We start from the raw sequence: 26,907 nt of genomic DNA, 5'->3' as shown, positions 1-26,907 counted from the left end.
CCCGAGGGGGCGTCGAGCCGCGTCGAATGCGCCGCTTCACCGCGAGCGCCGGCCGGCCGGGCACCGTTGCATCCGCGGTGTGAAATCCGCATACGCCAGTGTGGCGGCCCGGATCGGGACGAGCACGTGCGCCGCATCGACGTGCCCGATCCTGCCTTCGCCGATCCTGCGTTCGAGCCCACCGAGGGCGTCGCGCGACACCGGGATCGGCCGATCATCTTTCCCACGTCCCGGCTTCTCAAACGATCTCCGGCACGGACGGCCGCCATTCATGCGGATGACTCCGGCGCAATCGATCCTGGCTCGGATAGCGGCCGACATCGCGTCCGCGAGCCGAAACCACCGAAACAGGGCGCCATGCCGGTTCATCGGACCGGATTTCTGACACGCTTGCCTGCGTGAAATTGCCGTGCTAATTTTTCATGAAATTTCATGGCGAAAATTTCACGGGAGTCCGCATGTTCGTGCAGTCCGACCGTCACGTCGCAAGCTACTACGCCGGCACCTACCCGGCGCCGATCCCGCATCGTCCGGAACTGGACGAACGCATCGACGCCGACGTGCTCGTTGTCGGCGCGGGCTTCAGCGGGCTGCATACGGCGTTGCGCCTTGCGCTCGCCGGCAAGCGCGTGGTCATGCTCGAAGCGAGCCGCGTCGCATGGGCCGCGTCGGGCCGCAACGGCGGACAGGCGCTGCTCGGCTGGTCGTGCGACATGCAGCCGCTCGAGGATTCGCTTGGCCGCGACGGCGCGCGCCTGCTGTGGGACAGCATGCGCTGGGCGGCGGCCGAAGTGCGCGAACTGCCGGTGCGGCACGGTTTCGACATCGACTACCGGCCGGGCAGCCTGTGGGCCGCGGTGCGGCCGCGCCGCGTCGCGATGCTCGCGCAGGCGCGCGACGAGGCGGCCGAGCGCTGGGGCTACGACCGGCTGCGCGTGATCGGCCGTGACGAGATGCCCGAGTGGATCGGCGGCACGCGCTATCTCGCGGCACTGCACGATCCCGAGGCCGGCCACCTGAACCCGCTGAAGCTCGCGCTCGGCCTCGCGCAGACGATCGAGCGCGCGGGCGGCCGCATCTTCGAACAGAGCCGCGTGCTCGACTGCCGCGAGACGGCCAGCGGCTACGTCGCGCGCACGGCGCGCGGCGAAGTGCGTGCCGACGTGCTCGTGCTGGCGTGCAACGCGTACGTCGACCGGCTCGATCGCGATCTCGCGCGCCGGCTGCTGCCGGTCGGCACGTACCAGGTCGCGACCGCGCCGCTTGCGCCCGACGTCGCGCGGGCGCTACTGCCGCAGAACAGTTGCGTGATCGACAACCAGTTCGTGCCCGACTACTTTCGCCTGAGCCCCGACAACCGTCTGCTGTTCGGCGGCGGCTGTACGTACCTCGGCGGCATTCCCACCGATATCGCGGCGGCGACGCGACCGCATCTCGAGCGCGTGTTCCCGCAGCTGGCCGGCGTGCCGCTCGACTACGCGTGGGGCGGACACATCGACATCAGCATGCGCCGCACGCCGGACATCGGCCGCCACGGGCAGCGCTTCTGGCTGCAGGGCTTTTCGGGGCACGGCGTGCTGCCGACGCTCGCCGGCGCGCGCGCGGTGGCCGACGCCGTGCTCGGCGACGAACGCCTGCTCGCGCAGTACCAGCGCATCCGCAATCCGCGTTTCCCGGGCGGCGACCGGCTCGCCGCGCCGCTGGAAGCGATCGGCAAGGCCTGGTACCGTTTGCGCGATACCGTCTGACCCACCGGAACCCGTCATGAACGAACAGGAAGAGATAGAAAGTCTGGCGATCCTGATCCGCGACCTGCGCAAGCATCGCAAGGTCACGCTCAACGATCTTGCCGAACGGATCGGCCGCTCGGTCGGCTTTCTGTCGCAAGTCGAGCGCGGGCTGTCGCGCCCGACGGTCGCGGATCTCACCGCGATCGGCGAGGCGCTCGGCGTGCCGACCACGTATTTCTACAGCCTGAGCAAGCCGCGCAGCGTGCCGTGGGTCACGCGGCCCGACGAACGGCGCACCGTGTATTACGCGGCCGGCATTACCGACATCCTCGTGTCGCCGAACATGCGTGCGCGCTTCTCGATTCTCGAGAGCCATCTCGCGCCGGGCGCGAGCAGCGGCGAGCGGCCGGTCGACGACAGCGACGAGCAGGGCGGCTTCGTTCTCGAAGGAGAGCTGACGATCTGGGTCGACGGCGACGACACGCCCGTCACGCTCGGCCCGAACGATGCATTCCAGCTTCCCGCGCACAAGCGCTTCCGTTACGCCAACCTGACCGACGCGCCGACGCGCGTGATCTGGGTATTCACCTGAGTTGTCGGCGTGGCGCGCAGTGCCGAAGGCCGGCGCGCCACGCAGCCTGTTTGCAGTACTGAGTGAAATGCGGTGTGCGTCGTCAGGCGTGCCGCACGAATCCGGTTCGCCGCATTGCGGCACCGCCATACCAAGACATGGAAAGGATGAGACATGGCTGACGTCGTTCCCGCGCTGGTCGATGAGGTCCGCGCATTCCGGCAGGCGCACCCCGAGATCCGTTATGTCGACCTGATCTGCCTCGACCTGCCCGGACACTTCTACGGCAAGCGCTACCCGATCGATGCGCTCGAAAAGGTCGCGGCCGGCTCGCTGCTGAAGCTGCCGCAGAATTGCATCCTGCTCGGCACGCAGGGCGGGCTCTACAAGATCGGCGACTACTGCTTCAACGACGGCGACCCGGACGCCGTGCGCCGGCTGATCCCCGGCACGCTGAAGCCGGTGACCTGGGAGAAGCAGCCGCTCGGCCAGATGCTGATCACGACCGACGGCACCGATTCGCCGGTCGAGTTCGAGCCGCGCGAGGTGCTCGCGCGCGTGCTGAAGCGGCTCGCGCGGCGCGGCATCCGGCCGGTCGTCGCGTTCGAGCTCGAGTTCTACCTGTTCGCCGCGCAGCTCGCGGAAGGGATGCCGCAGTATCCGCGCGACCGCCTGTCCGACGATCGAGACGATCAGCCGAACATGCATATCGAGCGGCTGTCGCGCTTCTCCGACGTGCTGCACGAGATGGTCGACGTCGCGTGCGCGCAGGGGATCGACGCGACCGTGATCACGGCCGAGCTCGGGCCCGGTCAGTTCGAGATCAACTTCGGCCATTGCGACGACGGGCTGCGCGCGGCCGACTGGTCGGCGCTGTTCTGCCGCAGCACGCGCGGCGTCGCGTTGCAGCACGGCTATCGTGCGAGTTTCATGGGCAAGCCGTACCTGCATGCGCCGGGCAGCGGGATGCATGTGCACGTGAGCCTCTACGACGAAGCCGGGCGCAACCTGCTGGCGGCGGACGGGCAGCGGCCGCTGCGGCACGCGGTGGCCGGATGCCTTGCACTGCTGCCGCATTGCATGCCCGTGTTCGCGCCGAATCACAATGCGTTCCGGCGTTACGGATCGATGGTGAATGCGGCGAGCCGCGCAAGCTGGGGCTTCGAGGATCGCGACGCGTGCATCCGGATTCCCGAGTCGGACGCGCGCAACCTGCGGATCGAGCACCGGCTCGCGAGTGCGGACGCGAACCCGTATCTCGTGCTTGCGGCGATTCTCACCGGGATGGAGCACGGGCTCGACGCGAAGCTCGAGCCGATCGCGCCGCTCAACGAGGATCGCGGCAGCGGGATCGATTTTCCGAAGGAGATGCTGTCGGCCGTCGCCGAGATGCAGGATCATGCGGCCGTGCGCGACGGGCTCGGCAGCGAGTTCGTGATGGTGTATTGCGAGAACAAGCGGCAGGAGGAGCTGGATTTTCGCAACGAGATCGGCGCGCGGGAGTATCGGTGGTTTCTGTAAGCGGATGCTGACGCTCGCGCGTCCTATCGTCCGCGCACCTGCGCCATCGGCAGGTGCGCGCCCCACGCGTTGGTCAGGGCCTCGATTTCCGCGACCGGGTCGATCTGTTGTCGCGCGCTTTCGTTCACGTTCTCACCGAACAGCAGGTGGGCAAAATCGCGCGCACGCTCGGTGATCGCCGCGGTTTTCGGGCGGCGCAGCATCGTGAAGGATGCGAGCGCGGCATCGAGGTCGCTGCCGTTGCCTGCCCCGTGCTCGTCGAGGCAACGGGCAAGATGCCACGCGTCCTCGAGCGCCTGGCAGGCGCCTTGTCCGGAGGTCGGTAGCGGTGCGTGCGCAGCATCGCCGATCAGCAGCACGTTGCCGCGGTGCCACACGTCGACCGGATCGAGATCGTGCACGCTGATCTTCGTGATCGTGTCCGACGGTGTCGCACGGATCACGTCCGCGACGGGTGCCGGCCACGTCGCGAAGCGCCGTTCCAGCATCGCGCCCGGATCGCGTTCCGTCGCCTCGCCCGGATCGGTTTCGGGCCATGCCGCCGCCCAATACACCTGACGCCGGTCCAGCGCGACGATGCCGAAACGCTCGCGCACGCCCCAGTAGTCGAATATCGACACCTCGTCGACCAGCGGCGCATCGTGCTGCGCGATACCGATCCAGTTGACGAATCCCTGGTAGACGGGCGTGTTGTGGCCGACCACGTAGTGTCGCGCGACGGAGTTCATGCGGCCGTCCGCGCCGATCACGAGATCGGGGGCGATCGTCGCGCCGTTGTCGAAGCGAACGACGGCACGGCCGTCCATTCCGGTTTCGATGGCCGTCGCACCGTGGCCGAAGCGAACGTCGATGCCGCGTGCGGCGAGGTGCCGTGTCAGCACTGCCTGCAGGTCGCGCCGCAGGATCGAATACGTCGGGAAACCCATGCGGCGGTCGAGTGCGCCGATATCGGTGACCTTGAGCGGGGTGCCGTGCCGGTCGATGCGCCGTATCGCATGCAGGTGGCCGCCGACCTCGACGATGTCCGGCAGCAGGCCGAGTTGCGCGAGCACGAAGCCGGCATTCGGCCACAGCACGACGCCTGCGCCCATCGTCGATTCCGATGGCCGGCGTTCGTACAAGCTGATCCGGTGTCCGCGCCCGGCGAGTGCGAGTGCGGTGCTCATGCCGGCCACACCGGCGCCCAGAATGGCGATTTCCATCTTGCTCCTTCCTTGTGTCGTGCGTGCTCGCCGGGGCGCGGGTTCGCGCGTCGGCGTCGCATTGACGGGATGAGCATCGTAAATTATGGTCTCGGGCGGGATAAGCCGTGAAAATCGGCACGCTTTGATACCTGAAATGGGCGAATGATGCGGAGCAAGCTGGATCTGAATGCGGTGCGTGTGTTCGTGTCGGTCGTCGACGAAGGCAGCTTTGCCGGCGCCGCGCGCGTACTCGCGATGCCGGGTTCCAACGTGAGCCGCCATGTGGCGCAACTGGAGTCGAGGCTCGGCGTGCGCCTGCTCGAGCGCAGCACGCGGCACCTGCGCATGACGGAGGCCGGGCGTCTGCTGCACGAGCGCGCGAAGCCGATGCTCGATGCGCTGACGCTCGCCGAATTCGAACTGACCTCGCAGCAGACGGAGCTGCGTGGTGTGCTGAAGCTCTGCGTGCCCGGTGAAATCGGACCGCGCATGCTCGGGCCGATCGTCGCGGAATTCGCGAGCCGCCATCCGCGTGTCGAAATCGATTGCGATACGAGCCTCGCAGGCGTCTCGACGCTGCGCGACGATATCGACCTGTCGATCATCGTCAATCGCGGCAAGCTGGATGACAGTGCGTTCGTCGTCAGGCCGCTCGTGAGTTTGCCGAGCGTCGTCGTGGCCGCGCCGTCGCTGATCGAACGCACGGGCATGCCGGCTCGGACGGAGCAGCTCGGGCAATTGCCGTGCATCACGACGTTGAGCACGCTGAAGGGGCAGCCGTGGCAGTTCGCCGACGACGACGGGCGGATTCACAAGATTCCGGTCGCGAGCCGGTATCGCGTCAATAGCGGCGAGATGGCGGGGCTGGCGGCAGTGAGCGGGATCGGCTTCGCGATTCTCGTCGAACGCGGGTGCGCGGCCGAGCTGGCCGCCGGGAGGCTCGTGCGCGTGCCGCTGGAGATGACGCCGGCGCCGCTGGAACTGCTGGCCGCCTATTCGAGCCGCAATTCGGTCAACGCGAAGATCCGCGAGTTGCTGCAGTTGATGCAGGCGCGTCTGGCAGCAGGCGGGGCGATGCCGTCATGACAATTGTTTCGGCAAGGCGCGCCAGTAGCGCACCTCGTCGATCGGCGTACCTTCGATCTCGAACGTCTTGATGTCGTCTTCGGCGACGAAACCCTCGCGTTCGTAGAACGCTCGCGCACGGTGGTTTTTCACCAGCACCCAGAGCGACACCCACTCGTGGCCCGAGTCATGCAGCGCACGGCATGCATGGTCGACGAGCGCCGCGCCGACGCCTTGCCCGCAATGCGCCGGTTGCAGATAGATCGCTTCGATCTCGCCCCAGGTGCGGTCCTTGTCGGTGTCGCGCGTCGGACCGTAGGCGATCCAGCCGGTCGGCCCGCTTTCGGCGAACGCGAGCGCGACACGCGGCCGTCCCGCGTCGAGCGCATGGCGCCACGAAGCGGTGCGTTTTTCGACCGACAGGCCGGCGAGGAACGGGGCAGGCATGATGCCCGCGTAGGTGGCCTGCCACGATGCGACGTGAATGGCGGCGACGGCCGGGGCATCGGCTGGCGTGGCAGGGCGGATATCGATGTCCATCGTGTTCGGTGTCATGGGTACTCCGCCTGATCGGTTGCCGTGTGCCGCGTTGTTACGCGCGGGATTCAATTCGCCGGATCCGGACTGCCTTCTATTGCAAAACGATAGTTGATATCGACCTGCGATGCATCGCCCGGTGCGTCGGCTTTTCTCAGCACGAATTCGAACGCAGGCTCGAACCAGCCGTTGCGCGGCAGTTCGCCACCGAGGATCTCGACGTCATACCAGCCGTTGTCGATATCAATCACGGGCCGGCCCGGTTCCCGGTAACGCGCGAGCAGCGCATTGACCGATGCGTCGTTGAAGCGTTCGAGAATCCGCCACGTATAGAGCATGACCGAACGATGTTCGACGCGCAGCACGTACCCGCCGCGCCGATGCTGCAGGCGGCTGCCCGTTTTCAGCAGCTCGGGTGTGTCGTCATCCAGTGTGAAGATGACCGTATAGGGATGGTTCTCGATGCCGGCCAGCGGAATGACGACGCCTTCCAGCGTGGCGCGGTCGCCGCTGTCGCTCGTCGTGAACGCCGCCGCGACGTCGTCCGGCAGCCCGTGCCGTTCCTGGTAGCGCTTCAGCAGCAGGAGATCGCCGACGAGAAAATAGTCGACGAGATCGTTGAGGACTTCAGAGAATTCATGTCGCATCGCCGCTCCTTTCGCGGTGCCGAGGCGCAGGGATTGCAAGCGCATGAAACGCCGCGTCGCGAAACGCTCCGCGGCGCGGCACGCGTGAAGCCCTTAGTCGCCGAGCTTCGACGCCACGCAACCGGTGCTCGTGCACTCGCGTTCACGCTCGCGCAGGAACGACAGGCGCGACTGCGTCATGTCGGTCGCGCACTGGAGATCCACCAGGTAGCCGTTGTTGCGCGTCTCGCTGCACTGGGCATCGCGTTGCTTCAACCACGCGAGCTGGCCGGCCTTCAGCGTCGCCTGCTGATCGCTGCTCAGTTGCTTGCGCAGGCGGCCGTACTCGTCGTTGAGGTCACGGTCGGTTTGCGAGAACTGCGTGCTGCTGCAGTACACCTGGTCGAACGCGCTGTGCGGCTTCGCACAGCCGGCCGCGTGTGCGGCGAACGGAACGGCAAGCGCGAGCAGCGCGCAGGATGCGAACAGATTCTTCTTTTTCATTGTGATGCTCCTGACTGGGTGAAACCGTTGAGCCCGGCGGGCGATATCGTCATTTATTGCGGCGTCGTGCACGCGTCGACCCCGCCCGCGATCGCGGTGGACAGGCGCTGGATCGTCTCGCGCCGCGCGAGGCGCGCCTCTTCGTCCGGGTTGACGATCACGCCCGCCTCGACGAGCACGGCCGGAGTCGGCGCGGTGCGCAGCACGACGAGATCGTCGAAGCGGTGGATGCCGAGCTGCGGGTCGATCAGCGGGCGATTCTCGCCGCGGATCGGCTGCGCGTGATACAGCGACGGCCGTTCGCCGGCTGCGACCAGCCGCTCGGCGATCGCCTTCGCGCAACGCAGGCTTTCCGCATAGTGCGGATTGCGTTCCGACACGAACACCGAGAAGCCGCGGAATTCGCGCTGCCGGCCGGCGTCGATGAACTGCTGCTGCATCGAGTCGTGATGGATCGACACGAACAGGTTCGCGTCGGGCGCCTGCGTCGAACGCTGATCGAGCTTGATCTCGCGGCCGTCGGCCGACGTGCGCAGCACGCGGTCGCCGTGCGCGGCGAGCTTCTCGGCGACTGCGCCGGACAGGTCGAGGTTGTACAGGTATTCGACGCGGCCGCTCGCGCCGGTGGAGCCGGGATGTGCGGGCGTATGGCCGGTGTCGACGACGATGTAGCGCGCGGAGGCGGGCTCGGTGCCGGTGGTGCCTGCGGTGTCGGCCGCATGCAGCGCCAGCGGCGCGCCGAGCAGCGGGGCGCAGGCGAGCACGCGCGCGGCGGCGCGCACGAGCGGGCGAAGGCGTCGGATGGTTCGGTTCGTCATTATTGTCGTGTCGAGGAGGGCTGGCGGCGCGTCGAACGGCGCGGCACCGTCGGCCTGCTCAATGCAGTCGGAATGTCGCGCGATTATAGCGGGTGGCAGCGTCGCCACGGTGACGGAAAAGCAGGCGCTCAGGCGAGCACGCGCCGGGCCGCGAGCATGCCCCAGTACGACGCTTCCTCGAACAGCGACAGCCCGGACAGGTCGGCATGCGCGAACACGACGGGGCCGTCGGCATCGCGCAGCGCGAGCAGGCCCGGGCGGCTCAGGAAGCCGACGTCGGGCGTCGCCATCGCGTGGCCGCGCACGGTGATCTCGAGCGCCGTTGCGTGTTTCCACAGCGCGCGCCCATAGACGGCCTGCAGGTCGATCGCGGCCTGTTCGCGCAACGCGTCGGGCTTTGCCTGGGCAAGCCAGCGGCGCGTGTCGTCCGGCGTTTGCGTACTCAACGCCTGATACGCGGAGAACACCGAGCGCGTCGGCGGCGACATCCGGATCAACTGGTGCGTCGACACGACATAACCGAGCGCTTCACCGTCGTAGACGACGTTGTCCCACGCAAGCGGCACGCCGGCTTCCTCGTCAGGCATCCCGTCGAGCAGGAAATTGGACACGAGCCACGGCGCGCGCGGCGGCAGGTCGCGCGCGGGCTCGAAGCCGGATGCGGCAAGCTGCGGAAACACGCGCGCGGCGACGAACAGCGGCATCGCGCTCACGACGCGCCGCGCCTTCAGCGTGAACGTCGACAGCGTGCCGTCGTCGCCGATGCGCGCGCACAGCACGTCGACGCCGCCCGTGCGTTCGGTCGCGCGCACCGCGAAGCCGTCCCGCGACCACGCGTTCGAGCCGGTGCGCGCGGTGATCGAATCGCTCAGCCGGGTCACCATCGTGTGCAGTCCGTCGGGCCAGGTCAGCACCGCGCCGTCGCTTGCATCGCCCGCATGGCCGCCGCGCGACGAGAAGTAGTGCAGGCCGGCCCAGGCCGATACGTGCTCGTAGCCGGCGCCATAGTCGTCGCGGCAGCAGTAGTTCAGGTACCAGTGCAGCGCTTTCGCGGTGTAGCCCTCGTCGAGCAGCCACTGGCGGAACGAGCGCCGGTCGAGCGCGCGCCAGCGCGGGTCGCGCGACGATTCCGCGATCGGGATGCAGAACACCTTGCGGCCGTCGGCGCCGCGTGCGGTGCGCAGCCCGTCCGTGTACGCGAAGAACTTCGCCTGCTGCGCGAGTTCGTCGGCGCCGAGGCCGGCGGTCGGCACGATGCCGTCCTGCCACTGGCCGGCGATGAAGAGCCGTTCGTCGGGTGCATGCACGAGCGCGCGTTCGTCGTACACGGGGCGTGCGGAGAATGGCGCGGATTCGATCACGCCGAGATCGGCGAGCATGTCGCGCAGATGCGCGGATTCGAGCGACGGCAGCGGCAGGTAGTGCGCGCCTTTCGGGTAGCCGAGTTCGCCGAACCTTCCGCCGGCCGCATTGCCGCCGAATTCGGGGCCTGCGAGCACCGTGAAGCGCTGGTGGCCCGCGCGCGCGAGCTGCCATGCGCACGACAGTCCGGCCGCGCCGGCACCGAGGATCGCGACATCCGTCTCGATCGTGCCCGACGGCGGCGGCAGCGTGGCATGGTCGCGCAGCGCATGGCCTTCGCGCATGCCGGGGTAGCCGACGCGCGGCGTCGTCTCGATCCAGCCGGTGCGGCCGCAGGCGGCGAGCGACGCGGCCGCCGACGCGACGAGGAACGTGCGGCGGTCCATCAGCGCAGCACGTGCTTCCAGTCGTCGTCGAAGCGGCGTACGAGCGGCTGGTCGTTGAGTTCGTTCGGCGACATCGGCAGCGCCGGCATGTCGGCCGGGAAGTGGAACATCTCGGTGGCCGTCTGCGCGTCGAGCCAGCGTGTCGGCACCGAGTAGTGCGTCGGCACGGTGAAGTCGCGGCGCTTGCCGGCGATCACGAACCCCCAGTCGCCGAACGACGGCACATAGCAGTGGTACGGCCACGTGTTGAGCCCGGCTTCGTGCAGCGTCGCGATGATGGTCCAGTACGCGTGCGGCGCGAAGTACGGCGACGTCGACTGGATCACCGCATAGCCGTTCTCCGACAGGTGGCGCGCGAGCAGCCGGAACACCGGCACCGAATACAGCCGGCCGAGCCCGAAGTTGGTCGGATCGGGGAAGTCGACGACGATCGCGTCGTACACGTCGGCATTCGATTCGAGCCAGCGCACCGCATCGTCGTTGATCACGCGTACGCGCGGGTCTTTCAGCGAGCCCTGGTTCAGCTTGACGAGCGGCGCAGAGGTCGAGAACAGCTTCGTCATCGCGGGATCGAGATCGACGAGCGTGATCTGTTCGAGATTGCGGTGCTTGAGCAGTTCGCGCACGGCGAGCCCGTCGCCGCCGCCGAGCACGAGCACGTGCTTTGCCCAGGGCAGCGCTTCGATCGTCGGGTGGATCAGCGCCTCGTGATAGCGGTGCTCGTCGCGCGACGAGAATTGCAGGTTGCCGTTCAGGTACAGCCGCATGTCGTCGTGCCACTGCGTGAGCACGATGCGCTGGTAGGGCGTCGTTTCCGAATAGATCGTCTCGTCGCCGTATACGCCGTGCTCGGCCCAGTGCGTGATGCGGTCCGACAGCGCGAACCCGGCGACCAGCAGCCCGATCACGAGCGCCGCGCGCATCAGCTTGCCGCGCACGTTGCGGATCTCGTCGCGGAACAGGTGCGTCGTCCACAGCGCGACGAAGGCGTTCAGGAGACCGAACAGGAAGCTCGTGCGCAGCAGGCCGAGACGCGGCGCGAGCACGAGCGGGAAGATCAGCGACACCGCGAGCGAGCCGAGATAGTCGAAGGTCAGCACCTCGCTGACGGTATGGCGGAACGCCTGGCGCCGCTGCTGGAACGCGCGCATCACGAGCGGGATCTCCATCCCGATCAGCAGGCCGAGCGCGAGCACGAGCGCATAGAGCGCCGCGCGGAACGGCGCGGCGAGCCATGCGAACACCGCGAACAGCAGCGCGGCCGACACGCCGCCGAGCAGGCCGACGAGCAGCTCGATGTCGACGAAGCGGTCGAGCACGTCGTCGTCCTCGACGAACTTCGCGAGCCACGAGCCGATCCCCATCGCGAACAGGTAGCTGCCGATCACCGACGAGAATTGCAGGATCGAATCGCCGAGCAGGTAGCTCGACAGCGCGCTGCTGATCAGTTCGTAGCCGAGCCCGCACGACGCGAGCACGAGGATCGACAGGACGAGCGCACGCTTATGCAGCATGGTGAGTTCGTTGTGCGAGTGTCGGCAATGTGGATATACTGGCGCGGATTTTTGTGGGGCGGCCATCCGTCTGCTGGCCCTGCGCGGGCCGGCCGGCGACGGGGCGGCGAACCGAGCACAAAATCCGAGGGAAAGAATGAATAGTGCCTATCTCTATGCGGTTCATTTATTGTCGGCGTTCGTGCTGCTTCTTGTGTTCGCGGCAGTGTACCTGAAGGTCACCCCGTTCGACGAAATGGCGCTGATCCGCGACGGCAACGCCGCTGCGACGCTGTCGTTCGGCGGTGCCCTGATCGGTTTCTGCCTGACGCTCGCGTCCAGCATCGCGCACAACTCGACGCTCGGCGAGGTCGTGATCTGGGCCGTCGGCGCGATGATCGTGCAACTGATCACCTATGCGGCGCTGACACGCCTGATGCCCGGCATGAATCATGCGATCGAGGATCGCAACGTCGCGATGGGCGGCCTGATGGGCACCGCGTCGCTCGTCGTCGGCATCATCAATGCCGCCTGCCTGACCTGACGCGCCACGCGTTTCGAGGAGACCGACATGAGTCTGGGTTCATTCATCCGCAAGCAGTTCATCGACGTCCTGCAATGGACGGAAGACACCGACGGCGTGCTGGCCTGGCGCTATCCGATGGAAGACCAGGAGATCCAGTACGGCGGCAAGCTGACCGTGCGCGAAACGCAGGTCGCGATCTTCGTCAACGAAGGCAAGGTCGCCGACGTATTCCAGCCGGGGCTGTACACGCTGGAAACGAACACGCTGCCGGTGCTCACGTACCTGAAGAACTGGGACAAACTCTTTCAGTCGCCTTTCAAGTCCGACGTCTATTTCTTCAGCACGCGGTTGCAGCTCGGCCGGCGCTGGGGCACCGCGCAGCCGGTGACGATCCGCGATCGCGAATTCGGCTTCGTGCAGGTGCGCGCGTTCGGCATCTACTCGTACCGGATCGTCGACGCAGGCGCGTTCCACCGCGAGGTCAGCGGCACGCGCGCGCAGTACACGGTCGACGATCTCGAGCAGCAGTTGCGCAACCTGGTGGTGACCGCGATGAGCACGACGTTCGGCTCGGCCGACGTGCCGTTCGTCGACATGGCCGCGAACCAGTCGCTGCTGTCGCAGCGCGTCGCCGAGGCGCTGGCGCCGGTGTTCACGCGCTACGGGCTCGCGCTCGACGCGTTCGCGGTCGAAAGCGTGTCGCTGCCGGCGGAACTGCAGAAGGCGCTTGACCTGCGGATCGGCGCGGGGATGGCCGGCGACCTCGCGCGTGCCACGCAATACCAGACCGCCCAGGCGATTCCGCTCGCCGCGCAGAACCCGGGCGGCATCGCCGGGGTCGGCGCGGGGCTTGCTGCCGGCGCGGCGATCGGGCAGGCGATGGCCGGCCAGATCGCGGGTGCCGCGCAACCGGCGCCGTCCGCTCCGCCCGCACCCGCTGCGGCGCCGGTGGCCGCAGCACCGGCGGAAGGCGCCGATTACGTGCAGCGGCTCGAACAGCTGAAGGCGCTGTTCGACAAGGGCCTCGTGACCGAAGACGAATATTCGCGCGCGAAGGCCGAGATCCTCGCGAAGCTCACCCGGTAAACATCCCGCATGTTCAGTACCTCGTGCCCCCAGTGCGGCGCGCCGGTCGAGTTTCGCTCGGCGGCGGCCGTGATGGCCGTCTGCGCGTTCTGCCGCAGCACGCTGCTCAAGCGCGGCGCCGATGTCGAGCGGATCGGCGAACTCGCCACGGTGCTCGACGATGCGTCGCCGATCCAGATCGGTACGGCCGGCCGCTACGGCAAGCGCGCCTTCACGGTGCTCGGGCGCATCCAGATGACCTACGACGCCGGCGCGTGGAGCGAGTGGTACGTCGTGTTCGACGACGGCGCATTCGGCTGGCTGTCGGATGCGTCGGGCCAGTACGCGGTCACGGTGCGCGAGCCCGACGACGCGTCCGGCGGCGCATGGCCCGCGTTCGGCACGCTCGAGCCGGGCATGCGGATCGACCACGGCGGCCGCGCGTTTCTCGTGTCGGATGTGCGCACCGCGCGTTGCACGGGCGGCGACGGCGAATTGCCGTTCCGCGTCGATGCGGGTTGGGAGGCGCGTGTCGTCGATCTGCGGACCGGCAACGCATTCGCGACCTACGACTATTCCGATGCCGATTCGAACGGCGGCAGCCCGGCCGTCTATACGGGTGAAGCGCTGGAGTTCGACGCGCTGGCGTTCACCGGGCTGCGCGATACCGAAAACGACACGCGCGAGAAGCGTGGCGCGGAGATGGTGCCGTTCGCATGTCCGAGCTGCGGTGCGCCGCTGTCGTACCTGCCGAACGTGGCCGACTACGTCGTATGCGGAAGCTGCCACGCGGGCGTGCAGTGCACGGCCGAGCAGCAGACCGTGTTCGCGGCGCAGCGCAAGCTCGACTCGGTGAAGGGCGCGCTCGAACTCGGCGCGATCGGCACGTTCGACGGCGTGAAGTACACGGTGATCGGCATGATGCGTTGCCGCGTGCCGGGCGACGACGAGACCTGGGACGAATACCTGCTGCTGAACCCGAAGCGCGGCTTCCTGTGGCTCGTGCAGAGCGAAGGGCGTTGGGAACGCGTGCAGGTGCTCGACCAATGGCCGACGATCGGCAGCGCGTCCGACGTGACCGACGGCGGCAAGACTTATCGGTTGCGCGAAGAATATGACTCGGAGGTCGTCTACGTGGTCGGCGCGTTCAACTGGCGCGTGCAGGTGGGCGATCGCACGTCGATCATCGACTATGGCTGGCAGAAGGACAAGCTGACGCGCGAGCGCAGCGACGCGGAAATCGTCTGGTCGCGCGCACGGCCGCTGTCGGGCAGCGCGCTCGCCGAACGTTTCAGCACGCCGGCGCTTGCGACGGCCGCGGCGGCTGCTTCGGGCGCAGCCGCATCGACGGGCCTGTTCGGCGGGAAGAGTCCCCACAGTTTTGCACCGCTGCCGTGGGTGTTCAGCGCGTTGCTCGTGATCTTCAACATGGGTTCGCTGTTCTCGTTCAGCGGCCGTACCGTCTATGTGCTGGTCGGCCTGCTGGTGCTGTGGCTGCCCGAGTGGCTGTGGAAGGGTTTTGCATCGGATGGGGGACAGTCGTGATCCGGTACATCCTCTACGGCATCTACGGCCTGATCGTCGTCACGCTGTTCAGCTGCGCATCGATCGGCGGCAGCGGTTCGGGCGGTAGCGGATGGGGCAGCTCGTCGGCCCGCAGCGGCTACTCGTCGTACGGGTCGCACAAATGACCGCGCGCGACGGGATCGCGCCGCCGCGCGCGACGCTCGGTTCGCACGTGCTCGCCGACCTGGCCGGCATCGAGGCGGCGCTGCTGCGCGACGCCGCGCGGCTCGAAACGATCCTCACCGACGCCGCGCAACAGGCTGGCGCGCGCGTGATCGGCGCGCATTTCCATCACTTCGGCGGCGAGCATGGCGTGACGGGTGTCGTGCTGCTCGCCGAGTCGCACATCACGATCCATACGTGGCCCGAGCATCGCTTCGCGGCCGTCGACGCGTTCATGTGCGGCGCGGCGCGCGCGGCCGAGGCGGTCGATGCAATTGCGGCTGCGCTCGGCACGCAGGCGCAGGTCCGGCAGCAGGTGGCGCGCGGCGGCGCGGCGACGTGAGCGGGCGTTTTACCTCCCTTATCGATATGCTCGACAGAATCCGATTCGCCGCGTTGCTCGGCTGGGTGCTGCTCGCCGGCCACGCTGCCGCCGAGGTGCCGCCGAAGCCGCCGGGGCCGGTCGTGATGGTTCACTTCGATTACGACGAGAAGGACAATGCGCGCCTTCATGCGCTGGAGCAACGGCTGGATCGTGCGGTAAAGCAGGCAGGGGCCGGCGAACTGGGCGAGACCGAACTGCATCGCGACGGCAACGACGGTTATCTGTACCTGTATGGCGCCAGCGCCGATCGGTTGTATGCGGTGGCGCGCCCGATCCTGAAATCGTCAGGATGGCTGACCGGTACGGAGGTGACGTTGCGCCGCGACGCCGGTGCGGAGACGTTCCCGTTGCGGCGGGATGGCGCACGTTAGTGCGAATGTGGCCCGGGCGGCGCGGCGGGTGCGGCGGCCGTTTCGGATCGGGCCGGAAAGGGTGAGTTCATCATTGCCGACGCATGGCGACATGCCGCCGGGGCGTCATCGCGATGACGCTTCGCTGCCCGGAGAGGCGTATCCGGGGGGCGAACGCCGTGACGCTCCCGTTAGCGGTCGAACCGGAACGTCGACACGCTGTGCATCGTCGCGTCGTCGGTGCCGACGATGCCCTGCGTTCCCGCGACGGCCGAGCGCTTGCCGTTGCTCAGCACGGCCCAGTAGCATTCGCCGCCGGCCGCATGGAAGCCGGTTTCCGGATCGCTGATGCCGCACGTGATCGTCGCGCGCATGCCGTGCCAGCCGGGGCCGGAGAAGCGCTCGACTTCCTGCGGGATGCCGGGGCCGAACGACGTCACCCGCTTGCCGTCGTCCTGCTTCACGAATCCTGCTTCCTTTTCCGCGACCGGCTCCAGCGCGCCGTCGACGATCTCGAACGAGATGAAACTGCTGCTGTAGGTCATGTTGCGGCCGACGATCGCGACGCAATGGTCGCCGCCACCTTCCGGGCAGGGCTTCTTCACCTGCCGGTTCGCGAGGTATTCGAACGAGATACCGAGCGCCGGATCACGATAGGTTTTCCACCCCGCGTGTTTCACCTGCTTCAGCGCCGCCGTGCGGTCGCGGTACGCGGTGGCGATGCACGCCGCGTCGGCGCAGGCATTGCGCTGCGTGAGCCATGCTCGTTGTGACTGGATCACGGCCTGCTGGTCGGCGGCGATGCCGACTGCATCGTAGTAGGTGTTCGACAGCGTGCTGTCGGCCGATACGAGCGCCTTGTCGCCGCAGATCAGGCGATCGGTGCGCGTCTTCGCGCGCGAGCAGTCGATGCTGTCGGCATGGGCCGGCAACGAGAGGCCGATCGCGGCCAGCGTGAGGGCAAGACGAATGCCGAACACGGACATCTCCTCATCGGGTGGGGCCGGCGGCTGTCACGCAGCCGTCATCTGACGCAGCGGCGCGCGTGGTTCGAGAACGCTCGACTCCGCACGCCGTGCATCAACGTGTGTTTCAGCGGTTGATTTCGTCCGCCGAGATCAGCTCGGCTACCAGCACCTGCGCGGGACCCTGAAGGTAATACTCGTGCTCGAGCGGTTCGCGAAGCTTCATGAACGTTTCCGCGCCGATCTGCATCGTTTCGCCTGCGTGCATCCGCGCACCGCTTTCCAGCAGGTAATGCATCACGTTGTTGAAGATGCCCGAATAGCGTTCGCCTTCGTGATGGCCTGCCGCGAGCGCGGCAAAATCGGGCAGGCCGAACACGTCGGCGCCATAGGTGCGCATCCACACGCCTTCGACGCCTTCGACCTCGTATTTCACGAAGCCGCAGAAGAACAGGTTCAGCGGGAAGTCGCGCAGCACTTCGAGGCTTTCGTCGCCGAGTTCCTTCGCGTTGAAGACACCGGCCGGCAGCGACGTGTGCGCGTGCTCGTTCAGCACCGCGAGGCCGTTCTGCTCGGCCAGCGCGCCGGCGACGGCCACCAGCGCGACATACTGGTCGAGCGGATTCGCTTCGTGCCCGGCGTAGTAGAGGATCACGTGGCTGCGGCTCGCACGGACCTGCTGCTTCAGGTCCTGTCCGTAGTGGGCGGGCGCCACGCATGCTTCCAGCGCGTCGGACGGATAGGGCGCATCGAAGCCGACGAGCCGGACGACGTGGTTGCCCCAGCCCGCGAGCCCGAATACCTGCTCCAGCGTCGGCTCGGTTTCGACGCGCGCCTGCTTCATGCTCGGGTGGTATGCGCGCAGCGCGGCCGTCAGCGCGGCGATGTCGACCTGCAGCGGCCCGTCGAAGACGACCGTCACGCTCAGCGGATTCTCGACGTCGGGCGCCGCGACCAGCGCGACGGGGTTTTCGGGTTCTTCCTTGCGGCCAAAGAATCGGGATATCAGGCTCATCGGATTGTGTTTGTGTCGATGCCGTTACAGGGAGCGCGCCCTGTTCTCTCGGTCAGGGCGTGCCGTCGGGATGACGGTGGCCCGTAGTTTCCCCGGGTTCGGCGAATCTGGCAAATATCCGATGGCGCGGCGCTCGGCGCGCGCCGGTCAGCGCGGCAGTGCTTCGGCTTCGGCCCAGCGCTTGAACGAATCGAGACGCCGGCGCGTCTGCACGAGATAGAACGCGCCGATCAGCGGTTCCAGCAGCCAGCGCAGCCAGGACGGCTGGACGCGGAAGTTGTACGTGAACTTCACCTCGGTCGACCCCGGCGTGTGCTCGGTGAAGTTCCAGCTGCCGCTGAAGCGTTCGAGCACCTTCGGACCTTCGACCATTTCGACGGCGGCAACCTGCGGCGGGCGGTACGAGATGTAGCGCGACACCATCGTCGCGCCCGACTGGCTGCGGCAGAACGCGTCGACGCCCACGTTGGCCGTGGTCCCGTCGAGCAGGTAGGCGTCGGTGAGGAAACTGTCCCACACGAGCCGCCGCGCGTAATCCTGCGACCACGTGAAGAGGCGTCTGCGATCGACGCCGACGGTCCGGCTGACTGAGATCCTCATGATGGCGGGCGCGACGGCGCGGATTAGGATGAAATCGAGTGTAACCCGCCAATAACCTGCGTTTCGTCAGACTTCGTCAAGTCGAGCGTGTGCTCGAATGGGCGCGATTGACGCACCCCGGGATTTACCCTAGGATTCATTCCAACCCTTCGGGACAGACCCGGAGCGTTTCAATCTCTTGAGGGAGCCTCATGAGTACGCAACAGAACCGGCGCTTCGACGCGCTCGTTTTCATTGGTCGTTTCCAGCCTCCGCATCGTGGTCACCTGAATGTGCTGAAGTCGGCACTGAGCCGGGCCGAGCGCGTGTGCGTGCTGATCGGGTCGACCGACAAGCCCCGCACCATCAAGGATCCGTTCTCGTTCGACGAGCGTCGCCAGATGCTGGCTTCGCTGCTCGACGCGTCCGAGCGCGACCGCGTGACGATCGCGCCGCTGCAGGATTCGACGTACAACGACGGCGACTGGGTGCGCTGGGTGCAGGAGGCCGTGGCAGTCACGCTCGGCGATGTCGCACAGCGCAAGGTCGGGCTGATCGGCCACGAGAAGGACGCCACATCGTATTACCTGCGGATGTTCCCGCAATGGGAACTCGTCGACGTCGATGCGACGGAAGACATTTCCGCCACCGAGATCCGCGACCAGTATTTCGCCGAACGCACCAACAGCTTCGTGCAGTGGGCCGTGCCGGAACCCGTGTTCGGCTGGCTCGAGCGTTTCCGCACGCAGCCGGAATTCGCGCAGCTGAAGTCGGAAGCCGAATTCATCGCCGCGTATCGCAAGGCGTGGGCGGCCGCACCGTATCCCGTCACGTTCGTGACGGTCGACGCGGTGGTCGTGCACTCGGGCCACATCCTGCTCGTGCGTCGCCGCAGCGAGCCGGGCCGCGGCCTGTGGGCGCTGCCGGGCGGGTTCGTGAACCAGGACGAGCGGCTCGATGCCGCATGCATCCGCGAGCTGCGCGAGGAAACCGGCCTCAAGCTGCCGGAGCCCGTGCTGCGCGGCTCGATCAAGGATCGCCAGGTGTTCGATCACCCGACGCGCTCGCTGCGCGGCCGCACGATCACGCACGCGTGCCTGTTCAACTTTCCGACCGGCGAGCTGCCGCGCGTGAAGGGCAGCGACGACGCCGACAAGGCGCGCTGGGTGCCGCTCAACGAATTCGCGCAGATGCGCAACGTGATGTTCGAGGATCACTTCGACATCGCCTATCACTTCCTGGGGAAGCTGTGATCCGCTGATTCCCCGCATTCCGTCCGCCGCGACAGACGCGGCGGCACTTCAACGGCCTAGAGGAGCTCTAGCCATGCAAAACGATCTCGGCGGCTTTGCCGCGGTTCTCGCCAATCCGATCCTCAATACGGATTCCTACAAGGCTTCGCACTTCCTGCAATATCCGCCCGACGCGCAGGCGATGTTCTCGTACGTCGAATCGCGCGGCGGCCGCTACGACCGCACGGTGTTCTTCGGACTGCAGATGCTGCTGAAGGAATATCTGTGCAAGCCCGTCACGCACGCGATGATCGACGAAGCGCGCGATTTCTTCACGGTACACGGCGAGCCGTTCAACGAAGCCGGGTGGCGCACCATCGTAGAGCGCTACGACGGCTACCTGCCGGTGAAGATCCGCGCGGTGCCCGAGGGCTCGATCGTGCCGGTGCACAACGCGCTGATGACCGTCGAATGCGACGATCCGCAGGTGTTCTGGCTTGCGTCGTATCTCGAGACGATGCTGTTGCGCGTCTGGTATCCGGTGACGGTCGCGACACGCAGCTGGCATCTGCGGCAGACGATCCGCCGCTTCCTCGAAAAGACCGACGACGATCTCGCGCAACTGCCGTTCAAGCTGCACGACTTCGGCGCGCGCGGCGTATCGAGTGCGGAATCGGCCGCGATCGGCGGCGCCGCGCACCTGGTGAACTTCATGGGCTCGGACACCGTGCTCGGCGTGCTGGCCGCGAACCGCTTCTATCGCGAGTCGATGGCCGCGTACTCGGTGCCGGCGGCCGAGCACAGCACGATCACGTCGTGGGGGCGCGAAGGCGAGGTCGATGCGTACCGGAACATGATTGCGCGCTTCGGTTTGCCCGGCGCGATCGTGTCGGTCGTATCGGATTCCTACGATCTGTTTGCTGCGCTCGATCTGTGGGGCGGCGAGCTTCGGCAGGCCGTGATCGATTCGGGTGCGACGCTCGTCGTGCGTCCCGATTCGGGCGACCCCGTGGCGATCGTGATGCAGACCGTGCGCGCGCTCGACGCGTCGTTCGGCTCGACCGTGAATGGAAAGGGGCGGCGCGTGCTGAACCGCGTGCGCGTGATTCAGGGTGACGGTGTCGACGAGCTGTCGATCGACGCGATCCTTTCCGCACTCGACGACGCGGGTTATGCGGCCGGCAATGTGGTGTTCGGCATGGGCGGCGCGTTGCTGCAGCAGGTGAACCGCGATACGCAGCGTTTTGCGATGAAGTGCTCGGCGATCCGGCGCGGCGGCGTGTGGCACGACGTTCGCAAGGATCCGGTCACCGATCAGGGCAAGCGTTCGAAGAAAGGGAGGCTCACGCTGCTCCGCAATCGCCGCACCGGCGAGTATCGGACCGTGACGCTGCCCGTTGCATGGGACGACCGTGCGCTGGAAGGTGAGTGGGAGGAGGCGCTCGAAACGGTGTTCGATACGGGGCGGCTGCTCGTCGATACGTCGTTTGCCGAGGTGCGGGCGAGGGCGCACGCGGGGGAGGCGTGACGAGGTGACAGGCGGGAGCGGGGCGCCAGTGTGCGCCGCCGCCCCGTTCCCGCTCAGGCGTTGCGAGCGACGAGCGTGCGCAGTACAACGTCCGCTTCGATTTCCCCTTTCAATACATCCGCGCGTGCCGACGCGAATTCGATCCAGCCTTCATTGAAGCCGTCGAGCATGCGCATGCGTGGTTCGGGGTAACGCATTTGCTGCGTATCGAACAGGGCTGCCCATGTGTCGCGCGGTACGGCTTCGGCGTGGACGGCGTGCCCGAGCACGCGGGCGAACGCGGCCGCAAGGTCGTTCGGGCTGACACGACGAGGCCCTTCGAGCTCGACAACGCGTGCGCCGGCCCATTCTTCCTGGAGCAGCGCGGCCGCTACGCGGCCGACGTCTTCGGTGGCGACCATCGGCACCGGTCTGTCCAGCGGCTGGAGAAAGCTGCGGATGACACCGGCGTCGCGTGCCGTGGCGACGTCCCATGCGGCGTTTTCGAGGAACCACGCGGGGCGCAGGAACGCGACGGGCATCGGCAAGTCGCCGAACGCCTGCTCGATCATCGTCAATTGGCTAAGCAGGTTCACCTGCATCGCCTGGGCACCGATCGTCGACAGACAGACGACCTTGCGCGGTCGCGCGGCCCGCAACGCCGCGCCGACTGCGTCGATCACGGCGCGTGTTTCGGGAAATCCCGGGGACGGATCGAAGCACGGCGGCAGCAGGACGAAGACGCCGGCCGAGTTCGAGAAAGCCGTCGTCAGTGCGGCGGTGTCGGTCATGTCGGCGAGTGCGACGTCGCAGTTGCGCGCGGCCCAGGGCGCGGCGCGATCCGCCGTGCGCGCGACGGCCCGCACGCGTCGGCCGGAGGCGAGCAGCGTTCGGGCGAGCGCTCCGCCGACTTGCCCGGTGATGCCGGTAATGGCGTACATGGTTCGAAATCCTCATCTGAAAAATGAAGGGACGCGCGCCCGAACAGGCGAGCGGCGGATCTGCCTGTCGTGTTCGACATGCCGCCGGTGGGGCTTGCCGTCGCGATGCATCGGGTTGCATGATAGGGAACGACGATTCCTGATGGAATCGAATCCATATCATTTGATTGGTGATTTTTTGTCATGAGCGAAATCATGGGCATCGACGGGCGGATTCTGGCGAACGTCGGCGTGCTGGCTGCGATCGTCGAGGGCGGCAGCTTCGCGCGCGCGGCCGATGCACTCGGGATGTCGCCGTCGGGCGTCAGCCGGGCCGTGGGCCGGCTCGAGGCGCGTGTCGGTGTGCGGCTGCTCGATCGAACGACGCGGTCGGTGACGCTGACTGACGAGGGGCGGCGCCTGTACGAGGATATCGGCCCGCTGCTCGCCGGCATCGGCGACGCGGTCACGCTGGCCGCCGGCTCGGTCGCCGCCGTACGTGGTAGGTTGCGCGTGAATGTCGACGCCTATTTTTCGCGGCGGGTGCTGGCGCCGCATCTCCCCGCTTTTCTCGCGCGCCATCCCGATCTGTCGCTGGAATTGGCGGCACGCGAGCAGCTCGGCGATCTGGTTGCGGAAGGATTCGACATCGCGGTGCGGTTTGGCGAACCGTCGTCATCGTCGCTGGTGGCGCGCAAGCTTCTGGAGACGCGTGCGGTGACGGTCGCGGCGCCCGCGTACGTGAAACGGCACGGGCGTCCCGCGACGCCTGCCGATCTTGTCGGCCATGAATGCATCCAGATGCGCAACACGCTGACCGGCCAGCCACTCGAATGGGTTTATCAGCTTGGCCGCAAGCGTGTGCCGGTGAAGACGACCGGCAGGCTGCTCGTCAACGACGCCGGCACGATGCTCGGCGCATGCCTGGCCGGTGCGGGCGTTGCACGCTTCAAGGCAAGCGGGGTTGCGGGGTTGATCGAGCAGGGGCGGCTCGTCGAGCTGCTCGCGGATTGGCGCGGTGAGGCGTTCCCGTTGTTTGCGTACTATCCGTCGCGTCACCTGCCACCCGCAAAGGTGCGGGCGTTCGTCGATTTCGTGGGCGAGATCGTGGCGATCGGAATCTAGCGCGATCGCCTGTCGTCACAGCTCGCCGGCGAGCGAGCGCCGTTCCGCATCCGCCGCTACGCCGTTGCGCTCCGCCGCACGCGTCGCGTCCATCGCCCGCGCCAGCGCATCGAACACAACGGGCCCCTTGCAGCGCGACACGTTGAAGCGCATGTACGACGTCGCGCCATGCGACGGACTGAACACGTTGCCGGGGGCCAGCACGACGTCGTGGTCCAGCGCGTGGCGTGCCACGCGCGCGGCATCGAGCCCGTCGGGCAGTTCCGCCCACACGAACAAACCGCCGCGCGGTTCCGTCCAGATGCCGAGCCCGGCGCGCGTCAGGCGCCGGATCGATTCGCCCATCGCATCCGCGAGACGCGCATGCAGGCTGTCGAGATGGCGCCGATACGTACCGTCGATCAGCAGCCGGTGCACGACGTTTGCGCCGATCTGTGCGTTGCCGAACGACGTCGCGAGCTTCAGGTCGACGAGCGCGTCGATCCACTCCGGTCGCGCGGCGACGTAGCCGCAGCGGATCGCGGCCGACAGCGTCTTCGAGAAGCTGCCGATCGATACGACGCGCGACAGCCCGTCGAATGCCGCGAGGCGCGGTGCGGGCGTGCTCTCGAAATCCGCGAAGATGTCGTCCTCGACGATCAGCAGCCCGTGCTCGGCCGCGAGCGTCAGCAGCCGGTGCGCGACGGGCGGCGCGAGCGTCGCGCCGGTCGGGTTGTGCAGCGCCGCGTTGGTGATGTACAGGCGCGGCCGGTGCTCGGCGAGCGCTTGCTCGAAGCGTGCGAGATCGGGGCCGTTCGGCGTGAACGGGACGCTGACGATCCGCGCGCGGTGTGCGCGCAACAGCGCCTGGAAGTTGAAGTAGCACGGATCGTCGAGCACGACCGTGTCGCCGGGCTCCAGCAGCAGGCGGCACACGAGGTCGAGCGCGTGCGTGCCGCCGTCGGTCAGCATGATCTGTGCGGGTTCCGCGTGAACGCCGTGCTGCGCGAGCCGCCACGCGAGCTGCTGGCGCAGCGCGGGCAGGCCGAGCGGCGTCGCGTAGTCGGTCAGCGCGTCGGAATCGTCGCGCGACACGGCGCGCAGCGCGCGGCGCAGGCTTTCATCGGGCAGCCACGACGACGGCAACCAGCCGCAGCCGGGTTTCACCGACGTCGGCGCCGCTTCGAGCGACTGGCGCGACAGCCACAGCGGATCGAGCTCGCGATCGAGGCGCGGGCCGAGATCGGCGAGCGCGAGCGGCGGCGCGTGCCCCGACACGTAGAAGCCCGAGCCGCGCCGTGCGATCAGCACGCCTTCGCTCGCGAGCCGTTCGTACGCGTCGACGACCGTCGATTTCGACACGCCGAGGCTGTCGGCCATCATCCGGATCGACGGCACGCGCGCGCCGGGCATCAGCGCGCGGCTCGCGATGCGCGCGCGCAAGGTATCCATCACGGTTTCGACTCGCGTACGCGACGCGGTGGGCGGAACGGGAGGCGGGGCGGCTTGGCTCATGACGAAAATGAACTGTACGGCCGGTTGTCCAGTACAGTTTGTCTGAATTGTATTGGGCTGTAGCTTACGCGCTTTTCGCGGGCGGCGGATCATCGGTCATCCACCTTCCCCGTTCAGGATTTCCCGTGCAAAAGACGACCGACGGATGGCTCAGCGGCCTGCTGGGCGTAATCATCTTCAGTGGCTCGCTGCCCGCGACGCGTATCGCGGTGCAGGGGCTCGACCCGCTATTCCTCACGTTTGCGCGCGCGACGATCGCCGGTGCGCTCGGCCTGCTGTTGCTCATCGTGCTGAAGCAGCGGCGGCCGACGCGGGCCGAGGCCGTGTCACTCGCCATCGTCGCGCTCGGCGTCGTGGTCGGCTTCCCGTTGCTGACGGCGCTCGCGCTGAAGCATGTGACGTCCGCGCATGCGATCGTGTTCGTCGGGCTGCTGCCGTTGGCGACCGCGCTGTTCGGCGTGTGGCGTGGCGGCGAGCGGCCGCGGCTGCCGTTCTGGATCTTCTCGATCGTCGGCAGCGGTGCGGTGGCCGCGTTTGCGCTGCGCAACGGCGGGCAGGCGTCGGTGGTCGGCGATGCGCTGATGCTGGCCGCGATCGTCGCGTGCGGGCTCGGCTACGCGGAAGGCGCGCGCCTGTCGCGCCAGCTCGGCGGCTGGCAGGTGATCTCGTGGGCGCTCGTGCTGTCGCTGCCGCTGATGGTGCCGCTCACGTGGCTCACGTGGCCCGCGTCGTTCGACGGCGTCGATGCCGCCGCGCTGTGGGGGCTCGCGTACGTGTCGCTGTTCAGCATGCTGATCGGCTTCGTGTTCTGGTATCGCGGGCTCGCGCTCGGCGGGATCGCCGGCGTCGGCCAGTTGCAGCTGCTTCAACCGTTCTTCGGCTTCCTGCTGGCGGCCGGCCTGTTGCACGAGACGGTGCCGCCGTCGATGGTCGTCGTGACGGTCGTCGTGGTCGGCTGCGTGGCGGGCGCGAAATACTTCTCGAAGATGGCGCCCGTGCAGCGCGCGGGGTGACGCGCGCGCCTGAGCAGGGGCGCGGACGCGACCCGTCGCAGGTCGCGCCCGCTCGCGCTCAATCGTCCGGGGTGCACACGCGCAAGCGATGGCCGTCCGGGTCGAGCGCGACGAACGTCAGGCCGAACACGGCCGTCATCGGCGCCTGCTCGAACGTCACACCGAGCGCCGTCCACGCTTCGTACAGGCGCCGGACCTCGTGGTCGTCGTCGACCATGAATGCCAGCTCCGAGCGGTGGCCGGCGCCGCCCGACACGAAATCGCGCGCGCGGGTCGACCACAGGCCCAGATGCAGCCCGTTGTCGAGCGTGAACGCCGCATAGGTGGGAAACGTGGCAACGGGCGGGCGCCCGAACAGGCGTGCGTAGAACTGCGCGCTGCGCGTCGGGTCGTCGACATACAGAAGAACGAGATTCGGGGAGGTCATGTGGAGCCGTCCAGGGATCGATTAAGATGCATCCCATTCTATGAACGGATGCTGTCAGAAAGTGGCAGCATGGAACGATGACGCGTGCCGAACGACTGCTCTCGCTGCTGCAGGTGCTGCGGCGTCACCGCCGCCCGGTGAGCGGCCGCGTGCTGGCCGGGGAACTCGGTGTCAGCCTCCGGACGGTCTATCGCGACATCGCATCGTTGCAGGCGCAGGGTGCGGACATCGAAGGCGAGCCGGGTGTCGGCTACGTGCTGCGTGCCGGTTTCATGCTGCCGCCATTGATGTTTTCTCAATCGGAACTTGAAGCGCTGATGCTCGGCTTTCGCTGGGTCGGGAAGTTCGCGGATGCGCAGCTCACGACGGCTGCGTCCGATGCGCTCGCGAAGATCTCCGCGGTGCTACCCGCCGAGCTGCGCCGCGAGATGGAATGCACGACGCTGCTCGTCGGCCCGCGTACGGTCGAGGATCGGGAGATCGTCGACATGGGTGCCGTGCGCACGGCGATTCGTACCGAAAGCAAGATCAGGATTCGATATGCGGGCGAAGGCCGGAAAGCGATCGACGAACGGATCGTGTGGCCATTCGCGCTCGGCTATTTCAATGACGCGCGGATTCTGGCGGCGTGGTGCGAAGGGCGGAACGACTTCCGGCATTTTCGGACCGATCGCATCGTCGAGCTGGAACGGCTGGATGTGCGTTATCCGAGGCGGCGAGCGGTGCTGCTGAAGGCGTGGCGTGCGGCGGGCGCCGACGTGCGTGTGGCGGTGAGGTAG

At 67.4% G+C, this 26,907-nt stretch carries 28 protein-coding genes; 15 read left to right on the top strand and 13 right to left on the bottom strand.

The genetic code is table 11. The features are described 5' to 3' along the window. Positions 1-458: 458 nt before the first annotated feature. The 3 genes from HWX87_RS26325 to HWX87_RS26315 all read left to right on the top strand — a co-directional run bounded on the left by HWX87_RS26325 (position 459) and on the right by HWX87_RS26315 (position 3,822). Positions 459-1,748, top strand: coding sequence for an FAD-binding oxidoreductase (locus HWX87_RS26325; protein WP_176050003.1), 1,290 nt, complete (start codon positions 459-461; stop codon positions 1,746-1,748). A 16-nt stretch (positions 1,749-1,764) separates the two neighbouring features. Continuing rightward, positions 1,765-2,322 carry an XRE family transcriptional regulator gene (locus HWX87_RS26320; RefSeq protein ID WP_039360762.1) on the top strand — a complete coding sequence of 186 codons (558 nt, stop codon included), beginning with the start codon at positions 1,765-1,767 and terminating at the stop codon, positions 2,320-2,322. Positions 2,323-2,475: 153 nt separating this feature from the next. Next, positions 2,476-3,822, top strand: coding sequence for a glutamine synthetase family protein (locus HWX87_RS26315; RefSeq protein WP_176050002.1), 1,347 nt, complete (start codon positions 2,476-2,478; stop codon positions 3,820-3,822). 23 nt (positions 3,823-3,845) lie between these two features. Here HWX87_RS26315 and HWX87_RS26310 read toward each other — a convergent pair whose 3' ends face one another. Continuing rightward, a complete protein-coding gene (locus HWX87_RS26310; RefSeq protein ID WP_176050001.1) occupies positions 3,846-5,024 on the bottom strand; it encodes an FAD-dependent oxidoreductase in 1,179 nt (392 codons plus the stop codon). A gap of 147 nt (positions 5,025-5,171) precedes the next feature. Between HWX87_RS26310 and HWX87_RS26305 the strand changes: the two genes are divergently transcribed. Continuing rightward, the gene (locus HWX87_RS26305; RefSeq protein ID WP_176050041.1) at positions 5,172-6,092 is read left to right on the top strand and encodes a LysR family transcriptional regulator; all 921 of its coding nucleotides are present in this window, start codon (positions 5,172-5,174) and stop codon (positions 6,090-6,092) included. Here HWX87_RS26305 and HWX87_RS26300 read toward each other — a convergent pair. From HWX87_RS26300 to HWX87_RS26275, 6 genes are all read right to left on the bottom strand, one after another. Beyond that, positions 6,087-6,626, bottom strand: a complete 540-nt coding sequence (locus tag HWX87_RS26300) for a GNAT family N-acetyltransferase (protein ID WP_176050000.1) — start codon at positions 6,624-6,626, stop codon at positions 6,087-6,089. The two genes, HWX87_RS26305 and HWX87_RS26300, sit on opposite strands and share 6 nt — an antisense overlap. 50 nt (positions 6,627-6,676) lie before the next feature. Beyond that, the gene (locus HWX87_RS26295; RefSeq protein ID WP_176049999.1) at positions 6,677-7,255 is read right to left on the bottom strand and encodes a hypothetical protein; all 579 of its coding nucleotides are present in this window, start codon (positions 7,253-7,255) and stop codon (positions 6,677-6,679) included. A 93-nt stretch (positions 7,256-7,348) separates the two neighbouring features. Next, complete coding sequence (locus HWX87_RS26290; protein ID WP_176049998.1) at positions 7,349-7,738, bottom strand: lysozyme inhibitor LprI family protein; 390 nt, start codon at positions 7,736-7,738, stop codon at positions 7,349-7,351. Positions 7,739-7,791: 53 nt separating this feature from the next. After that, positions 7,792-8,556 carry an N-acetylmuramoyl-L-alanine amidase gene (locus HWX87_RS26285; protein ID WP_176049997.1) on the bottom strand — a complete coding sequence of 255 codons (765 nt, stop codon included), beginning with the start codon at positions 8,554-8,556 and terminating at the stop codon, positions 7,792-7,794. 128 nt (positions 8,557-8,684) lie between these two features. Continuing rightward, entirely contained in the window at positions 8,685-10,304 is a 1,620-nt protein-coding gene (locus tag HWX87_RS26280) for an FAD-dependent oxidoreductase (RefSeq protein ID WP_176049996.1), read from the bottom strand. Continuing rightward, positions 10,304-11,818, bottom strand: a complete 1,515-nt coding sequence (locus HWX87_RS26275; protein WP_176049995.1) for a polyamine aminopropyltransferase — start codon at positions 11,816-11,818, stop codon at positions 10,304-10,306. Before HWX87_RS26275 ends, HWX87_RS26280 begins: the two co-directional genes overlap by 1 nt. 136 nt (positions 11,819-11,954) lie before the next feature. On the opposite strand from HWX87_RS26275, the gene HWX87_RS26270 reads away from it, so the two are divergent. Genes HWX87_RS26270 through HWX87_RS26245 form a run of 6 tightly spaced genes read left to right on the top strand, consistent with a single transcriptional unit; the run spans position 11,955 to position 15,872 of the window. Beyond that, complete coding sequence (locus HWX87_RS26270) at positions 11,955-12,341, top strand: DUF350 domain-containing protein (protein ID WP_176050040.1); 387 nt, start codon at positions 11,955-11,957, stop codon at positions 12,339-12,341. A 27-nt stretch (positions 12,342-12,368) separates the two neighbouring features. After that, positions 12,369-13,409, top strand: a complete 1,041-nt coding sequence (locus tag HWX87_RS26265; protein ID WP_176049994.1) for an SPFH domain-containing protein — start codon at positions 12,369-12,371, stop codon at positions 13,407-13,409. Between the two features lie 9 nt (positions 13,410-13,418). Further along, on the top strand, positions 13,419-14,933 hold the full coding sequence (locus HWX87_RS26260) for a DUF4178 domain-containing protein (RefSeq protein ID WP_176049993.1): 1,515 nt from the start codon (positions 13,419-13,421) through the stop codon (positions 14,931-14,933). Beyond that, positions 14,930-15,079, top strand: coding sequence for a hypothetical protein (locus HWX87_RS26255; protein ID WP_155291822.1), 150 nt, complete (start codon positions 14,930-14,932; stop codon positions 15,077-15,079). The genes HWX87_RS26260 and HWX87_RS26255 overlap by 4 nt, the downstream gene beginning before the upstream one ends. Continuing rightward, complete coding sequence (gene speD, locus HWX87_RS26250) at positions 15,076-15,459, top strand: adenosylmethionine decarboxylase (RefSeq protein WP_176049992.1); 384 nt, start codon at positions 15,076-15,078, stop codon at positions 15,457-15,459. The genes HWX87_RS26255 and speD overlap by 4 nt, the downstream gene beginning before the upstream one ends. Then, positions 15,456-15,872: a hypothetical protein gene (locus HWX87_RS26245; protein WP_244137764.1), complete on the top strand. Its 417-nt coding sequence runs from the start codon at positions 15,456-15,458 to the stop codon at positions 15,870-15,872. Before speD ends, HWX87_RS26245 begins: the two co-directional genes overlap by 4 nt. 170 nt (positions 15,873-16,042) lie before the next feature. Here HWX87_RS26245 and HWX87_RS26240 read toward each other — a convergent pair whose 3' ends face one another. The 3 genes from HWX87_RS26240 to HWX87_RS26230 all read right to left on the bottom strand — a co-directional run bounded on the left by HWX87_RS26240 (position 16,043) and on the right by HWX87_RS26230 (position 18,431). Continuing rightward, positions 16,043-16,831: a lysozyme inhibitor LprI family protein gene (locus HWX87_RS26240; protein WP_176049991.1), complete on the bottom strand. Its 789-nt coding sequence runs from the start codon at positions 16,829-16,831 to the stop codon at positions 16,043-16,045. A 112-nt stretch (positions 16,832-16,943) separates the two neighbouring features. After that, positions 16,944-17,831, bottom strand: coding sequence for a DUF4261 domain-containing protein (locus tag HWX87_RS26235; protein ID WP_176049990.1), 888 nt, complete (start codon positions 17,829-17,831; stop codon positions 16,944-16,946). Positions 17,832-17,978: 147 nt separating this feature from the next. Then, the gene (locus HWX87_RS26230) at positions 17,979-18,431 is read right to left on the bottom strand and encodes an SRPBCC family protein (protein WP_176049989.1); all 453 of its coding nucleotides are present in this window, start codon (positions 18,429-18,431) and stop codon (positions 17,979-17,981) included. Positions 18,432-18,622: 191 nt separating this feature from the next. On the opposite strand from HWX87_RS26230, the gene HWX87_RS26225 reads away from it, so the two are divergent. Beyond that, complete coding sequence (locus HWX87_RS26225; protein ID WP_034189376.1) at positions 18,623-19,663, top strand: bifunctional nicotinamide-nucleotide adenylyltransferase/Nudix hydroxylase; 1,041 nt, start codon at positions 18,623-18,625, stop codon at positions 19,661-19,663. Positions 19,664-19,736: 73 nt separating this feature from the next. Beyond that, entirely contained in the window at positions 19,737-21,170 is a 1,434-nt protein-coding gene (locus HWX87_RS26220) for a nicotinate phosphoribosyltransferase (protein WP_176049988.1), read from the top strand. 53 nt (positions 21,171-21,223) lie between these two features. Here the strand turns inward: HWX87_RS26220 and HWX87_RS26215 are convergent, their stop codons facing one another. Further along, positions 21,224-22,090, bottom strand: coding sequence for an NAD(P)H-binding protein (locus HWX87_RS26215; RefSeq protein ID WP_176049987.1), 867 nt, complete (start codon positions 22,088-22,090; stop codon positions 21,224-21,226). Positions 22,091-22,285: 195 nt separating this feature from the next. On the opposite strand from HWX87_RS26215, the gene HWX87_RS26210 reads away from it, so the two are divergent. Further along, positions 22,286-23,194, top strand: coding sequence for a LysR family transcriptional regulator (locus tag HWX87_RS26210; RefSeq protein WP_176050038.1), 909 nt, complete (start codon positions 22,286-22,288; stop codon positions 23,192-23,194). Positions 23,195-23,209: 15 nt separating this feature from the next. Here the strand turns inward: HWX87_RS26210 and HWX87_RS26205 are convergent, their stop codons facing one another. Further along, positions 23,210-24,688, bottom strand: a complete 1,479-nt coding sequence (locus HWX87_RS26205) for a PLP-dependent aminotransferase family protein (protein ID WP_176049986.1) — start codon at positions 24,686-24,688, stop codon at positions 23,210-23,212. 125 nt (positions 24,689-24,813) lie between these two features. Between HWX87_RS26205 and HWX87_RS26200 the strand changes: the two genes are divergently transcribed. Beyond that, complete coding sequence (locus HWX87_RS26200) at positions 24,814-25,701, top strand: DMT family transporter (RefSeq protein WP_176049985.1); 888 nt, start codon at positions 24,814-24,816, stop codon at positions 25,699-25,701. 58 nt (positions 25,702-25,759) lie between these two features. On the opposite strand, the gene HWX87_RS26195 is transcribed toward HWX87_RS26200, so the two are convergent. After that, complete coding sequence (locus tag HWX87_RS26195; protein ID WP_176049984.1) at positions 25,760-26,128, bottom strand: VOC family protein; 369 nt, start codon at positions 26,126-26,128, stop codon at positions 25,760-25,762. 77 nt (positions 26,129-26,205) lie between these two features. Here HWX87_RS26195 and HWX87_RS26190 point away from each other — a divergent pair, with 77 nt between their 5' ends. Continuing rightward, entirely contained in the window at positions 26,206-26,907 is a 702-nt protein-coding gene (locus HWX87_RS26190) for a YafY family protein (RefSeq protein WP_176049983.1), read from the top strand.

The sequence above is a fragment of the Burkholderia sp. BCC1644 genome (assembly GCF_902833225.1).
Lineage (GTDB): Bacteria > Pseudomonadota > Gammaproteobacteria > Burkholderiales > Burkholderiaceae > Burkholderia.
Note: the sequence above shows the minus strand (reverse complement) of the source record. Positions and strands in the feature narration are given on the sequence as shown.